General features: G+C 69.1%; 11 protein-coding genes. 2 read left to right on the top strand and 9 right to left on the bottom strand.

Annotation, left to right across the window (positions count from 1 at the left end; translation table 11 throughout):
* Positions 1-61 precede the first annotated feature (61 nt).
* On the bottom strand, positions 62-415 hold the full coding sequence (locus tag QF027_RS46280; RefSeq protein WP_307081570.1) for a VOC family protein: 354 nt from the start codon (positions 413-415) through the stop codon (positions 62-64).
* Positions 416-479: 64 nt separating this feature from the next.
* Positions 480-1,592: a Glu/Leu/Phe/Val dehydrogenase family protein gene (locus tag QF027_RS46275; RefSeq protein ID WP_307081567.1), complete on the bottom strand. Its 1,113-nt coding sequence runs from the start codon at positions 1,590-1,592 to the stop codon at positions 480-482.
* A 77-nt stretch (positions 1,593-1,669) separates the two neighbouring features.
* Here QF027_RS46275 and QF027_RS46270 point away from each other — a divergent pair, with 77 nt between their 5' ends.
* Positions 1,670-2,140, top strand: coding sequence for an Lrp/AsnC family transcriptional regulator (locus QF027_RS46270; protein ID WP_306972853.1), 471 nt, complete (start codon positions 1,670-1,672; stop codon positions 2,138-2,140).
* A gap of 321 nt (positions 2,141-2,461) precedes the next feature.
* On the opposite strand, the gene QF027_RS46265 is transcribed toward QF027_RS46270, so the two are convergent.
* The 7 genes from QF027_RS46265 to QF027_RS46235 form a co-directional block, all read right to left on the bottom strand.
* Positions 2,462-3,301: an RNA polymerase sigma factor SigF gene (locus tag QF027_RS46265; protein ID WP_306972854.1), complete on the bottom strand. Its 840-nt coding sequence runs from the start codon at positions 3,299-3,301 to the stop codon at positions 2,462-2,464.
* Positions 3,302-3,475: 174 nt separating this feature from the next.
* Positions 3,476-5,281 (bottom strand): RICIN domain-containing protein, encoded by a 1,806-nt coding sequence (locus tag QF027_RS46260; RefSeq protein WP_307081565.1) that lies wholly within the window; start codon positions 5,279-5,281, stop codon positions 3,476-3,478.
* A 41-nt stretch (positions 5,282-5,322) separates the two neighbouring features.
* Complete coding sequence (locus QF027_RS46255; RefSeq protein WP_307081563.1) at positions 5,323-7,482, bottom strand: beta-galactosidase; 2,160 nt, start codon at positions 7,480-7,482, stop codon at positions 5,323-5,325.
* A 64-nt stretch (positions 7,483-7,546) separates the two neighbouring features.
* A complete protein-coding gene (locus QF027_RS46250) occupies positions 7,547-8,494 on the bottom strand; it encodes a carbohydrate ABC transporter permease (protein ID WP_373432128.1) in 948 nt (315 codons plus the stop codon).
* Positions 8,491-9,429, bottom strand: coding sequence for a carbohydrate ABC transporter permease (locus tag QF027_RS46245; RefSeq protein ID WP_307082730.1), 939 nt, complete (start codon positions 9,427-9,429; stop codon positions 8,491-8,493). Before QF027_RS46245 ends, QF027_RS46250 begins: the two co-directional genes overlap by 4 nt.
* Positions 9,430-9,532: 103 nt before the next feature.
* Positions 9,533-10,927, bottom strand: coding sequence for an ABC transporter substrate-binding protein (locus QF027_RS46240; protein ID WP_307081561.1), 1,395 nt, complete (start codon positions 10,925-10,927; stop codon positions 9,533-9,535).
* Between the two features lie 412 nt (positions 10,928-11,339).
* Complete coding sequence (locus QF027_RS46235; RefSeq protein WP_307081559.1) at positions 11,340-12,476, bottom strand: LacI family DNA-binding transcriptional regulator; 1,137 nt, start codon at positions 12,474-12,476, stop codon at positions 11,340-11,342.
* A gap of 931 nt (positions 12,477-13,407) precedes the next feature.
* Between QF027_RS46235 and QF027_RS46230 the strand changes: the two genes are divergently transcribed.
* Positions 13,408-13,959 carry a hypothetical protein gene (locus QF027_RS46230; RefSeq protein WP_307081558.1) on the top strand — a complete coding sequence of 184 codons (552 nt, stop codon included), beginning with the start codon at positions 13,408-13,410 and terminating at the stop codon, positions 13,957-13,959.
* The last annotated feature ends 74 nt before the right edge of the window (positions 13,960-14,033 follow it).

Below are 14,033 nucleotides of genomic sequence, written 5' to 3'. Positions count from 1 at the left end.
AAGCCCGTCGAGGAGGAAACCCGTACGCCACACGCCACTGCGTGACGGGGCGTGGGGCCGGTCAGTAGTAGTGGACCAGGCAGAATTCGTGCTCTTCGGGATCGGCCATCACGACGACCACACCTTCGTCGTAGTCGTGCCGTTCGCCGGTGAACCGGCCGCCGAGGGCGACGACCTGGGCGATGCCCTGGTCGATGTCGTCGACAGCGACGTCGAGGTGCAGGCGTACCTTGGCGTGCTTCGGCTCGGTCACGGGCTGGAAGGTGAGGCGGGGCTGTGGGTCGCCGGGATGGCCGAGGTAGACCCAGCCGGGCCGGGACGGCGTTCTCGGGCGGTCCAGCAGGGCGCTCCAGAAGCCCGCGATCCGTTCCACGTCCAGGCAGTCGATGGTCACTCCGACCCAGCGGTTCGTCACGTCGTCAGCTCTCCTGTGTTGTCGGGCGGAGTGTCGGCGGATCGGGCTTCCTCGGCCCGGCAGCCTATGAGACCGGCGGCCGCTGTGCACCGTGATCCGGGTGCGAGGCTCCCTGGCGAACGCGTTGCCCGGCGAGTTCCCTGGCCGCGGCGGCGGGTGTGGTCCCGTGGGTCCGGGCCGTGTGGAAGACCTGTCGGAGCGTCGCGGCTATGCCGGCCAGACGCTCGGCCAGCTGTTCCTCGGATTCCCTGCGCAGTTCGACCCCGGTGGCGTGGATGACTCCTCCCGCGCTGACGACCACGTCCGGTGCCCAGAGGATGCCGCGTGCGGCGAGGAGGCGGGCGGTGGCCGGTTCGTCGAGTTGGTTGTTGGCCGGGCCGGCGACGGCGGCGCACCGCAGCAGTGGCACCGTGCGCGCGGTCAGGAGGCCGCCGAGAGCGGCCGGCACGAGGATGTCGACCTCCATGGTGAGTGCGTTGTCCGGATCCACCCAGCGCGCGCCCACCTCCTCGGCCAGGCTGCGAGTGGCCGGATCGATGTCCGTCACGACGACCCGCGCGCCGGCCCGGGACAGCAGCCGGGCCACGTGGGCGCCGACCGCACCGAGGCCGATCACCCCGATGGACCGGCCGGCGAGCTCCGGTGAGCCGAAGGCCTCGTCGGCCACCGCGCCCAGCGCCGCGAGGGTCCCGCGCGCGGTGTGGAAGGAGGAATCGCCGCTGCCGCCGTCCTCGACGGGCCGGCAGCACACATGCGTGGTGCGTTCGCCGATCACGGACATGTCGGCCGGGCTGCTTCCCACGTCCGGGCCTGCGATGCATCGGCCGCCGAGCGACTCGATCGCGTCGCCGAGGTCGTGGAGCAGCGCCGTACGCTCCCTGCCTGTCGGCCGTGTTGTGGTGGGGAGGGCGACGACCGACTTCGCGCCGCCGTGGTCCAATCCGGCCAGCGCGTTCTTCTCGGTCATCGCCTCCGCCAACCGCAGCGCGTCCGCGACCGCGGCGGCGGGGTCGGGGTAGTGAGCGATCCGGCACCCGCCGGCGGCCGGGCCGAGCGCGGTCGAGTGGACCGCGATGGTGATCGCGAGGCCACTGCGGCGGCCGCGCACGACCTGTACCAGCTCGTGCGAAGGATCCGGTACCTGGAGGGCCAGAGCTTCTTTAAGTGCGGCTGTCATGCCGTGAAGCTAGCCGTTCCGGCAGAAGGTGCGGCCATGGGCCGAATAGAATTCGGTACGGCGGCCATAATCGCCGCATGGACGAACTTGATTCGGCGATCGTCCGGCATCTGCAGCGCGATGCGCGGCAGACCAACCGCGACCTCGCCCGCACGCTCGGCATCGCCCCGTCGACCTGCCTCGAACGCATCCGCGCACTGCGCGCCCGCGGAGTCATCACCGGCTATCACGCCGCCGTCGATCCCGCCGCCCTGAACCGCCATGTGCAGGCGCTCATCCACTTCCAGATCCGCCCCCTCAGCCGGGCGGTCATCGAGGCGTTCAAGACCTATGCGGCCGGCCTGCCCGAGGTCAGCACGGTCTACGTCGTCACCGGCGGCGACGACATGATCGTGCACGTCTCCGTGCCCAGCGTGGACCACCTCCACGGCTTCCTCATGGACAAGTTCACCGCGCGCCGCGAAGTCGTCGGATTCCGCACGTCTGTGATCTACCAGCACACCCACAATCAGGTGCTCGAACCGTTCCTGGACAGTGAGCGGGAGTGAGTCCACACACTGGCACGCCCGAACGGTCCTGGGCGCTCCCCCAGAGGGGGCACCCCCAGGTCGTCCGCTTTCGCCTCCGGGTGGCGACACGGAATCCTGTCTCCGATCCCGGAAGGGCGGAGCCCCCCGTACGCCGGCACCGCACCCGGCGTCCCAGATCGCGCTGCTCACGCCACCCGGGCCCGCACCACACCTCGCAAGCCCGAGAGCCGACCATCACACGATCGAGCTAGATCCCCTCGCACGCGTTCACCATCGGAAAGTTGTCACCCCTCACACCTTGAAGCGTCTCAACGAGTCCCCTTGCGAAGGCCTCAGTGTTCAGTGGCTGCTGAGCATGCCTTCGCGCAGGCGGGTCAAAAGACGGGTGATCAGGCGGGAGACGTGCATCTGGGAGACGCCGAGGTGTTCTGCGATCTGGGCCTGGGTGAGTTCCTCGACGAACCGCCAGTGGATGATCTTGCGGTCGCGCTCGTCGAGTTCGGCGATCATCGGTGCGAGGGCGTGGAAGTCCTCGACCAGGCCGAGCGCCGGGTCCTGGTTGCCGATGAAGTCCGCGAGGACACTCTCGCCCTCCTCGCTGCCGCCGATCGCCGCATCCAGAGAAGCCGACTTGTAGCCGTTCGAGGCCAGTCGGGCCTCAACGATCTCCTCCTCGGGCAGACACATCAGCTCGGACAGTTCCCCGGTGGTCGGCGTCCGGCCCAGTCGGCTGCTCAACTCCTCGCTCGCACGGGCCAGTTGCACGCGTGCCTCCTGCAACCGGCGAGGCACGTGCACGGCCCAGGAGGTGTCGCGGAAGAACCGCTTGATCTCACCGACTATGTAGGGGACGGCGAAGGAGGTGAACTCCACCTCGCGGGACAGCTCGAACCGGTCGATCGCCTTGATCAGGCCGATCATGCCGACCTGGACGATGTCCTCCATCTCCTCCTGGCCACGACTGCGGAACCGGCCGGCCGCGTAACGGACCAGAGAGATGTTCATCTCGATCAGGGTGTTGCGCGCGTACTGGTACTCGGGCGTGCCTTCCTCCAGCACGGCGAGCTGCTCGAAGAAAACCTTCGACAACTCCCGCGCGTCCTTGGGAGCCACCTGGGAGGGGTCGGTGATCTCCGGCATGGTCACCGTCTGTCCGGCGGTCCGCACGGTCGTCGCCATGATGTGCCCCTCCACTGTTTCGGCCTCGTGTCAGCCTGCCCGCTGACCGATGATCATCCGTCTACCCCCGCCTTGAACACGCATGCACGCGAATCTGCAACTGATGTGGTCGGGTTCCGGCGATCGAGCCGGAACCCGACCAGGTTCCTCCGATCCTGCCCGGATCTGCTGGACCTAGCGGACCAGCTTCCATTCCTGTGAGCCGTCGTCGGCGGCGCTCTGGAGGGTCAGCGGGGCTCCCGCGGACGCTCCGGTCAGGTAGAGGGCGGTGTTCTTGACCGCCTGGAGCCGGTAGTAGCCGTCGGGGGTCTTGACGAGGTTCCAGCTGCCCGACGAGCTGTTGTCGACCCACTGGCCGATCCGCTGGCCGGCCGTGGCGTTGCCGGTCCAGATGGCGGCCGCGCGGCCGCCCGACTTGTTCAGCAGGGTCGTGCCGCCGTTCGGTTCGGTCACGACGTGCCAGTACTGCGTGTCCTGGTCCGCCGCGGCACCGGCGTCCTCCAGGGCCACGTCGGGCACGTCCCCGTTCCCGAGGTTCGCGTCATTGGTCTTGTTGCCGGTGCCGATCACCTGGCCGGTCCTGCGGTTGACGAGCCGGTAGTAGGTGCCGGCCGAGTCCCCGAGGTCGACCTCGGCGTAGGCGATCGTGGAGGTGCCCTGGTTGTTGAGGATGGCGATGCGGCCGGTGCCGTCGACGTACTGGAGGTTGCGGCTGTAGCCGGCCGGTGAGGTGGTCTGGTACTCCGTCCACACGCCGTCGCTGCGGCCGCTCTCGTTGACCCACACGTCACCGCTGTTCGACGCGTTGTAGACCAGGCGTCCGTCGGGCAGCCGGATCAGGACCGGGCTGCCGCCGCCCGCGAGCGGACGGGAACCGGCGACGACCGGGAGCGAGCCGACGGACATGCCGGTCTGGGTGCCCCGGAAGAACGTGAGCGGATCGTCGGCGATGGCGTAGCGGGTGTTGGCACCGCCGCCCCAGTACTCGAAGGTGAGCATCCACTTGCCGTCCGTCGTGCGGACGATGTTGGTCATGCCCGGCCTGCCGCCGCCGATCTCGGTCTTGCCGCCCCCCATGTCCTGGACGGATCCGGAGATGTCGACGACAGGGTCGCTCCATGCGGCGTTCCTGCCGTCCCAGGTGCGGTGCACGAGGATCTGGCCGTGCGAGTCGGTCGCCGTGTCGTTGGCGGGATCCTTCTTCGGGACGCCGGTGACCGGGTCGAAGCCGGTGTAGTCGTTCTCGTCGGAGTAGTAGCAGACCAGCTTGCCCTGGTGGACCATCAGGTACGGCTCCCAGAGCGGGTCCACCTGCTGGTATTTGTTGGCGGCCGCGATGTTCTGCCCGACCGCGCCCGCGCTGCCGCCCTGCCAGCCGGCGGTCGAGACGACGTTGACGACCTTCCAGCTGCTGCCCTGGTCGGTACTGGAGTACAGGGCGATGGCCATGTCGCTGCGGTCGCCGTCGTTGTTCGGCGTCCAGCCGGGGTCGGCCGCCTTGTGCTCCCTGTAGTAGGAGTCGTCACCGGAGACGACACTCGCCAGGAGCAGCGTGCCGGCCTTCAGCGCGCCGACGCTCTGCGGGAGCACGTAGAGGTACGGGTTGGTCCAGTTGCTCGTGTACTTGGCGTACTTGGGGTCCTTGGAGAGGTACGCCGGTGCCTTGACCTCGGACAGCGGCTGCCAACTGGTGCCGTCGTCGTCGCTCTTGTAGACGGGCAGGGTCTGCCCGTCGGCGCTTCCCGACGCCGGCACGACGGTGGACTTCTCGAACGACGCGACCAGCCGCCCGCCGGGCAGTTGGGCCGACTTCGGGTAGACGGCGCAGTTGCCCCGGCCCTTCAGGCACGGATCGCTGCCGAGCTGGTAGAGGATTCCGCCCGTCGGGTTGTACGCCTGCGCTCCGGACGCGGGGATGGCCAGCATCGCGGACGCCGCGACGAAGGTGCCCAGCGCCTTGCCTACGCTTCTTCTTTGCATAGTTCCTCCTTCTGGGGATGACCACGGTGGGTACGGCCTGTTCAGGCAGGGATGTGCACTCCGGGGTCAGCGGCGGTGTCGGCGGAGACGAGGACACGTACGTCCCAAGGGCCCAGGTCCAACGCGGCACCGGCCGGTACGAGGTCGCCGTTCAGGACGTCGGCCAGGTTCACCGGGGTCCGGGCCCGTGCGGGCTGCCAGCTCCAGTTGTGCACGATGTGGACGCGACGTCCGTCGGGGGCCGTGCCCGTCGTCGCTGTCACGGATTCGGGGAGTTCTTGCCACCCGCCGTGTGTGTCCGGAGCCATCCAGGCGGCCAGCGCTTGGGCGAGGTCGCGGTTCGGCACGGTGCCCACGCAGGTGACACGGCCGGCGCCGTGATGGTGCGTGGTGACGGCCGGCCAGCGCCCGAAGTGCGGGTGCTCGTAGGAGGCCAGCGCTTCGGCGCCGACGACGGTGAGGCCCTCGGCCCAGTGCGTCGCCGTCGCCTGAGCGGACACCTGGAGCGGGCCACCCGGGACGGCGCGAACCGGGACCGTCCCCGCCAGGTTGCTGAATTCGTCGTACTGGACGCCCGCGGCCTCGGCGAGGCGGCCCGGCGCCGGTTCGTGACGGGCCCGGGCCTCGTGGTCGGCGTAGCCGGTGCGCGGGCCGAGGACCAGATGGCCGCCCGCGTGCGCGTAGGCGGCGAGCCAGTCGAGGGTGGCGTCGGCGGCGATGTACAGCGCCGGTACCACCAGCACGGGGTGGCGGCGGGCGGCCTCCTGCGGTGCCATCCGCTCGTACAGCTGCCGGGCGTGCACGATCCGCACCTGGCGGCCGGCGTCGAAGGCGCCCCGGTAGAAGGGGTCGAAGATGCGATGGTAGGCGGCAGGGTCCGGCGAGCCGTCCGGCTTGGACAACGGCGGGTACTTCTGCATCAGCCACTTGCTCGGCATCGAGTAGACCATCGTGATGTCGGCGTCCGGCTCGAGTCCGGCGACGAGCGGTCCGGCCTTGGCGAACTCCTCACCCAGCCGGGCGACTTCCGTATAGGTGCGACCGGGCCGGCCGCTGTGCGGGAGGACTCCGCCCCAGTAGGTCTCGGCGCCGAAGCGCAGGGTCTGCCACTGCCAGTACTCGATCATCCGGGCGCCGCGTGCCACGTGCGCCCATGCGGCCTGGCGCCACTGGCCGTCGTAGCCGGGCCGGTTGTCCCAGGCGAAGCCGATGGAGTTGGCGTTGGTCTCGGTGACGAGGAAGGGCTCCTGGCGGGAGGAGAACATCCAGTCGGCGGTCTGGTACATCGACCACACGCCGGTGGTCTTCCAGACCTGCTCGTGCTCGTCCGGCGTGGGGTCGGGCAGCAGCAGGCCGTCCTGCATGTCGTAGTACGGGTTGCCGGAGGCGATGTCGAGGCGGTCGCTCATCTCGTCGTCCGCCACCCCCTGGCGGGTGTACGAGATGCACGTCGTGACGAAGTGCTCGGGCCTGGCGTACTCACGGACGATGTCCGCCTGCCACCCGATGAACTCGGTGACCTGGCGGGCCTGGAACTCCCGCCAGGCGACGTCGTACTGGGGCTGTTCGTTGCCGTCCGGGGTCCACAGATCGGCCCACGTCGACAGGCGGTGCGACCAGTACACCAGTCCCCACTCGCGGTTGAGGGTCTCGACGTCGCCGTACTTCTCGCGCAGGTGGTCGACGAACCGCTGGAAGACGCCGTGGTTGTGGAAGAGGTGCAGACCCGGTTCGTTGTCGACCTGCCAGCCGATGACCGCCGGATGGTCGGCGTACCGGGCGACGATCTTGCGGATGATCCGCTCGGCGTGGAAGCGGAAGGCGGGGTGGGTGAAGTCCGCCTCCTGCCGGGCGCCCCAGCCGATGCGCTCGCCGGTACGCCGTTCGCCGGTGATCTCCGGGTACTGGCGGGCCAGCCACGGCGGAACGGCGTAGGTCGGGGTGCCGAGGATGACGGCGATGCCCCGCTCGTGGGCGCCGTCGAGGACCGGCTGGAGCCAGTCGAGATCGAAGCGGCCGTTCTCGGGCTCCCAGGTCGACCAGACCGACTCGCCCAGGCGGATCACGGTGAAGTTCGCCTCCGCCATGAGGTCGAGGTCGGTCTTCAGCCGTTCGTCGGGCCGCAGTTCAGGGTCGTAGGCGGGCGTGTACTCGTGGTAGTACGCGGCACCGAACAGGACGCGGGCGGGCAGAACCGCCATGGGGAACCTCCGAAGAGTCAATGGGGGGATGGGCCGGTGCGTCGGCGCTGACGTCGACCGGGCGTCACTGCTTGACGCCGCCGGTGGCCAGACCGCTCTGCCAGTACCGCTGCAGGAGCAGAAAGGCGACGACGAGCGGGATGACGGAGATGAGGGAACCGGTCACCACGAGCGCGAGCATGTTGCTGTTCGCGCCGCTCCCGCCGCCGAAGGCCTGGGACGCCCAGGAGGACAGCCCGACCGTGACGGGGTACAGCTTCGGGTCGTTGAGCATGATCAACGGCAGGAAGTAGTTGTTCCAGGTCGCCACGAGGGTGAAGAGCACGACGGTCACCAGGCCGGGAGCCAGCAGCCGCAGCGCGATCGTGACGAAGATGCGCAGTTCACCGGCCCCGTCGATGCGCGCGGCCTCCAGGAGACTGTCCGGGACGGCGTCCGCGGCGTAGATGCGCATGAGGTAGAGGCCGAACGGGCTGACCAGGGAGGGCAGCACGATCGCCCAAGGCGTGTTGACCAGGTCCACCTTCGCGAAGAGCAGATAGGTGGGAATGGCCAGCGCGGTGGTCGGGATCATGATGGCGCCGAGGACCAGGGCGAAGGCCGCGTTGTTGCCCCGGAACCGGTACTTGGCGAATCCATAGCCGGCTGCGGCGGCCAGGAGGGCGGCACCGAGTGCGCTGCCGACGGAGTACAGGACCGTGTTGAGCAGCCAGTGCAGGAAGACCCCGTCGTCGTGGGTGAGCGTCTCCCGGACGTTGTCGAGCAGCTGCGGGGCGTGCGAGAACCACAGACCGAAGGTGGTGAAGAGGTCCTGGGTGCTCTTGGTCGAGGAGACGGCGAGCCAGAACAGCGGCAGCAGGAAGTAGGCCAGGACGGCCAGCATGACGATGGTCAGCGGTGTGCTGCGGCGGCCGACCGACCGCCGGCGCTGTCCACGGGCGGTCCGTCGTGCGCCGGCCGTGGTGGCGCGCGGGGCCGGCCGGGACGTGGAAGGGGAAGTCGTGCTCGTCACGAGGTCCTCCTGCGGTTCGCGATGAACAGGACGGCGTAGGAGAAGATCACGATGACCAGGCCCAGGAAGAAGGACACCGCGGCCGAGTAGTTGACCTGCTGACCGGTGAACGCGAGGGAGTAGGCGTAGAGGTTCGCGGTGTAGGCGTTGTCGATGACGTCGGGCGCGACGGGCTGCAGCAGTTTCGGCTCGTTGAACAGCTGGAAGCTGCCGATCACGGAGAACAGCAGAGTGAGGAGCAGCGCGGGGCGCAGGGCGGGGAGCTTGATGGACCAGGCGGTCCGCCAGGCGCCGGCGCCGTCCATCGCCGCCGCCTCGTACAGCTCCTGGGGGACGGTCCGCAGAGCCGCGTACAGGATGATCATGTTGTAGCCGACGAACTCCCAGGTCACGATGTTCGCCAGGCTTACCGGCATCCATCCGTCGCCGAGGAAGTGCGGGGCCGGCAGGCCGAGTTTCTCGCTCAGCTGGGCGAACGGCCCGAAGTCCGGACCGTAGAGGTAGCCCCACATCAGGGTGGCGACGACACTCGGGACGGCGTAGGGCACGAAGATGCCCAGGCGGATCACCCGTGCGAGCCGCAACAGGCCGCTGTCGAGCGCGAGAGCGAAGGCCAGAGCCAGCAGGAGCATCAGCGGGACCTGGATCACGAGGAACGTCGCGACCCGCGTGACTCCTTGGCGCAGGAGCGGATCCTTCAGGGCTGTCACGTAGTTGTCCAGCCCGACGAACGCGTTGCCGCCGATGAGCTTTTCCCGGAACAGGCTGAGGTAGGCGGCGTAGCCGAGCGGGGCGAGGAACATCAGCAGGAACAGCACCATGAACGGTGCGACGAACAGGGGACCTGCCGCACCTTGACGCAGGCCACCGCGGGGGCGTCGCCTCGGCCCCGCTCGGCGCGGCTCCTCGGTGGAGGCCACGGTCGTGGCAGTCATCATCGGGCCTTTCTGGTGGAAGGGGCCGGCCTCCCTGGAAGGACCGGCCGGGCGCGGGTCCCGCGTCGCTGCCGGAGGGCGTCGGCACGGGACCCGCCGGACATCACGGGGCTTTGACGGTGAAGCCCTGGGCCTTGGCGTAGGTGGTGAGCCGTGACTGCCACGCGTCGAGCGCGGCGACGGCGTCCTTCTTCCTGGTGAGGGCCGTGCCCACGGTCTCGGTCCAGTCGGTGACGGCCTGGTCGAGGAACGGCGGCCACTGGAAGTCGGGGCTCACCGTCTCACCGATGTCGGCGAACGCCTGGTTGACCTTCTGTCCGCCGTAGAAGGGGGCCGCGGCACCGGTGAAGGACGGGTCCTCGAGCAGTGGTTTCGTCGCCGGGAAGAACGACTGCTTGGTGTTGAACAGTTTCGCGCTGGCCGGGTCGCTGTTGAGGAACTGCGCGAACACGGCGGCCGCGATCGGGTTCTTGCTCTGCTTGATGACCGCGCTGGTCGAACCGCCCCAGTTGCCCGAACTCGGCTTCGACGTGTCCCACTGCGGCAGCGGGGCGGCCCGCCACTTGCCCGCGGTGGACTTGGCCGAGCCGGCGAGGAAGACCGGCCCCCAGGCAGCGGTGATCCAGGTGGCGTACTTGCCCTTGTTGAGCGCGGAGAACCAGGCGTCGGTGAAGTCCGGCTCGACGCCGATGACACCCTCCTGGGCCAGGCCGCCCCAGTAGGTGGCGAGCTTCTTGGAGATCGTGTCGTCGACGTCGATGGAGACGTTGCCCTTGCCTGAGGTCGCGTAGGGCTTGGCGCCCGCCTGCCAGAGCAGTCCGTGCCAGGCGGCCGCCTCGTTCCCGGCCAGGTTGGTCAGGTAGACCTCCGGGTCGGCCTTGTGCAGCTTGCGTGCCGCGGCGGCGAAGTCGTCCCAGGTCTTCGGCGGCTCGATGCCGTGCTTCTCGAAGATGTCCGCCCGGTACAGCATGCCCATCGGACCGGTGTCCTGCGGGATCGCCCAGATCTCGCCCTTGGGGCCGCTGACCTGTCCCCAGGTCCAGTCGACGAAGGTGTCCTTCAGCTTGGCCGCGCCGTACGGGTTCAGGTCCAGGAGGCTGTCCGTGATCGTGAACGTGGGAATGGCCTGGTACTCCATCTGCGCCACGTCCGGAGCGCCGCTGCCGGCCTTGATCGCCGTGCGCAGCTTCGTGTAGTGCTGCACGCCCTGGCCCGCGTTGACGACCTTGACCTTGATCGCCGGGTACTTCTTCTCGAAGAGCGCGACCTCCTGATCGATGTCCGGAACCCACGTCCAGAACGTCAGCTCGGTCGGCTTCTTCATCGCCGTGTCGATGTCGGCCTGGCTGACCGGCTTCGAGGACGAGGAGGCGGAACCACCGCCGTCACCGCCGCCGCAGGCGGACAGAGCGGCACCCAACGAGACCGCTCCCGCGGCGGTGAGCAGGAGCCGACGGCTCATCTGGGACTGACTGGGGGTGGAGTTGGATCTGCGCATGACGAACTCCCGCCGATGGCTGAGGAATGGCACGCCGAGCACGGGCGTGCGAAAGGAGGGTGATGAGGAATGGAGGGTGATGAGGAAGACAGGAAGCTCGGACGCGACGGCCAGGACACGGAGGTCGACATGGCACGGGTGCGCGTCTTCGCGGACGCCGCCCGGGGTGTTCCACGTGCTGCGGAGAGAGACCCGTGGACGGGAGGGTTACGGGTGGAGCGGAGAGCTGCGGCGGCGAGGTTGCTCAGTGGCTGCCGCTCGGAGGGAGGACGAGTGGCGTCGTCGGTGTGACGAGCTGTCCGGGGGTGCGAGGCGGGTGAACGAGGCCGGCGGGAACAGGACCGATACGGCGGCTCGCCTCACGGTTACGTGTCCGGCCGGGAACGCTGTTCCTCGGGCCGGTCGGTCTTGATCAGTGGTACGTGGATGCACCTCCGTCCCGGGGTGGGCCGGTGCGGCTTCCACTCGGAGAAGAGGCCAGGGCCCGATCTCGGCCCGGGATCGTCCGGGTCGGCGGCGGGGGCCCGGTCGAGGCGCGGACCACGAGGTCGACGGGTGGTTCACCGGCCGACAGGGGTGGCGCGTCCGGGTTCTCGATGGAGTGCACGAGGCGTTTGAGCCCCTCCTGTGCCACGGTGTCGAAGGGCTGGCGCATCGTGGTGAGAGGGGGAGTCACATAGGCGGCGACGGGGATGTCGTCGAAACCCACGACGCTGACGTCCTCCGGCACCCGTCTGCCGGCTTCTGTCAGTGCGCGGATGAGACCGATCGCCATGTCGTCGTTGGCGGCGAACACCGCGGTCATGTCGGGGTCGCGGGCCAGCTCGCGGCCCGCCGTGTAGCCGCTGGAGGCAGACCAGTCGCCCTCGACGACGCGGGGTATCGCCCTGTCGTGCGCGGCGAGCGTGGACCGCCAGCCCTCCAGGCGGTCCCGGGCGGCGTACCACCGCCACGGACCGGCGAGATGGTGGACGGTGTCGTGTCCGAGTTCCAGCAGGTGCTCGGTCGCCGTACGCGCCATCAGATCGGCGCCGACGCCCGCGGCCAGCGTCCTCGGCATGGACAGGGGTGGCGCCCCGAGGACGAGGACCGGTACGTCGACGCGGGCGGAGAGGTCGTCACCGTGTCCGTCGTCGATCGGCTCGGAGATGACGATGCCGTCGACGCCCTGCTCCAGGAGTGAGTCGACGGCACCGGCGACGCCCGTCGGGTCGCCTTCCAGGGTGTTGACCACGCGAAGGGCGTATCCCGTGTCCCGTACGGCACGTTCGACCCCCATGATCAGTGAGGCGGGTCCGTACAGGGCGGTGCCGAGCGTCACCACGCCGATGGACCGCGTACGCCCGGAGGCCAGTGCCCGGGCGGCGTTGTTCAGCCGGTAGCCGAGTTCCTCACCGGCTTCCAGGACGCGTCGGCGCACTTCGGCGGAGACGTACGGCTCGTCGTTGTAGACCCGGGACACGGTCTTCTGGGAGACACCCGCCAGCTGGGCCACATCCACACTGCGCGGTGCACCGGAACTGCCGCCCCGCCCTGTGCCTCGCCTCATGGTGGCTCCAGATGATCGTGACCGGTGGTGGTGCCGGTGTTCGTCTGACTGCGCTGCCATGTCTACGCAGTCATACGGCGGCCGTCAAGCTCCCGAAACAGATTCGTAACCCTTGCGCAGGCGTCGCCGAGCCCTTGGCCGAGCGAGAGACCCGAGTCCGTCGAAAGCCTTGACGCGTCGGTTCTGACTGCGTAGACAGAGTGCGGCGCGCTCTCCTCGCCCTGAGCACGAGGAGCGCGTGGCATCAGGAGGTGTCCAGCTGTGCCGCAGTCGGCACTCCTCTGCTGAACTGCGCTGTTCTGGTCGATCGGCGGTCACCTCGTCCAGCTGCAGTGGCTGCAAGTAACCGGTACGGCGATCTCGTTCGGCAACCGGTCCGCCGGCCCGGCCCTCGGACATGCCTCTCCCGACCCGGTGTCCTCGCGGGCTGCTCCCGCCTCGACACGGATGACGTCGGACAGGCCGGCATCGCGGTGTAGCGGAATCGCGGGCATGGCACAGAGGCCGTTCACCGTCGGGCGGTGGGAGTGGAGGGCCCGCATTCCGGCCGACGCGGCGCCGGCGACCTCGCGCACGAGGCCCTCGTCCCCGCTCGCGCCCCCCCCTCACAGCCAACGGCCCTCGGCCCTCGCGGCCCTTGGGAAGACGGTCGCCTGACTGAGCCGGGACAACCCGCCCGCGCCTCCGTGCCGTACGGAAAGCGGCGGCGCCGAGGCGCTCGACGGTCGGCGCGCATGGGGTGCGGAAGCTTGATCCGCTCGTCGAAGGTGAGCCGCCCGAGCAGATCGTCGGCCCGCTTGCCCATCGGCAGCGCGAGGGGAGAGAACCCACGAGGAGTCCCCTGAGCAGCCCGGTTCGAGATTATTGAAGCGCTTCGACGAGACCATCGGCCCCGTGAGAGGCGTCAACGGCCAGGCAATATGAAAGTTTCTTGGCGTTGCTCCTCTTGTTTGGCGAGAAACATGTCATTAACGTTCCCCGCCAGGTGAAGCGCTTCGACGCGCTTCGGTCCGCCGATGGGAAGCGCCGCGTCATGACCAACGAGTTGAACCGGAGAGGCTTCGTCGGCACAACGGCCGCCGTCGCCGACGCCGCTGCGATGGCCCGGCGCCTGTCGGCCCGCGGAACCGGCGAGCAACAGCAGACCAGGACCCACGCCGCGTCAGGCCTGCGGAAGGCGCTGCCCGTCCACGTACCCAGGGCCTCCGTCACGCCGGACATGCCCTCGGTGTCGAACGGCCCTGATCTGGCCACCGCCCCCGGCTTCCTCCGCCACCCGTCCGACCGCCCCACCACCGTCTCCGGCGCCCCAGGGAAAGGGCCGCAGGTACACCGCGGCCCCCCTGCGGGGCACCGTGCCACCGCCGGGGAACTCCTTCTCGTGCCCGAGGACGCCTCGGTCGTCGTCCCCTGCCTGGCGCAATCGGCCGAGCAGCAACACTCCTGCCCTCACCACCGCGCCGCAGGGAGCGTAGCCGGATGACGAACAAGCCCTGCTCACACCCCAGGTGACGGTACGTCAGTGCACTGACTCCTCCAAGTGCCCTGTTCCGAAGG

It is taken from the genome of Streptomyces canus, assembly GCF_030816965.1.
GTDB lineage: Bacteria > Actinomycetota > Actinomycetes > Streptomycetales > Streptomycetaceae > Streptomyces > Streptomyces canus_E.
This window is presented reverse-complemented; position numbering and strand designations above follow the sequence as displayed.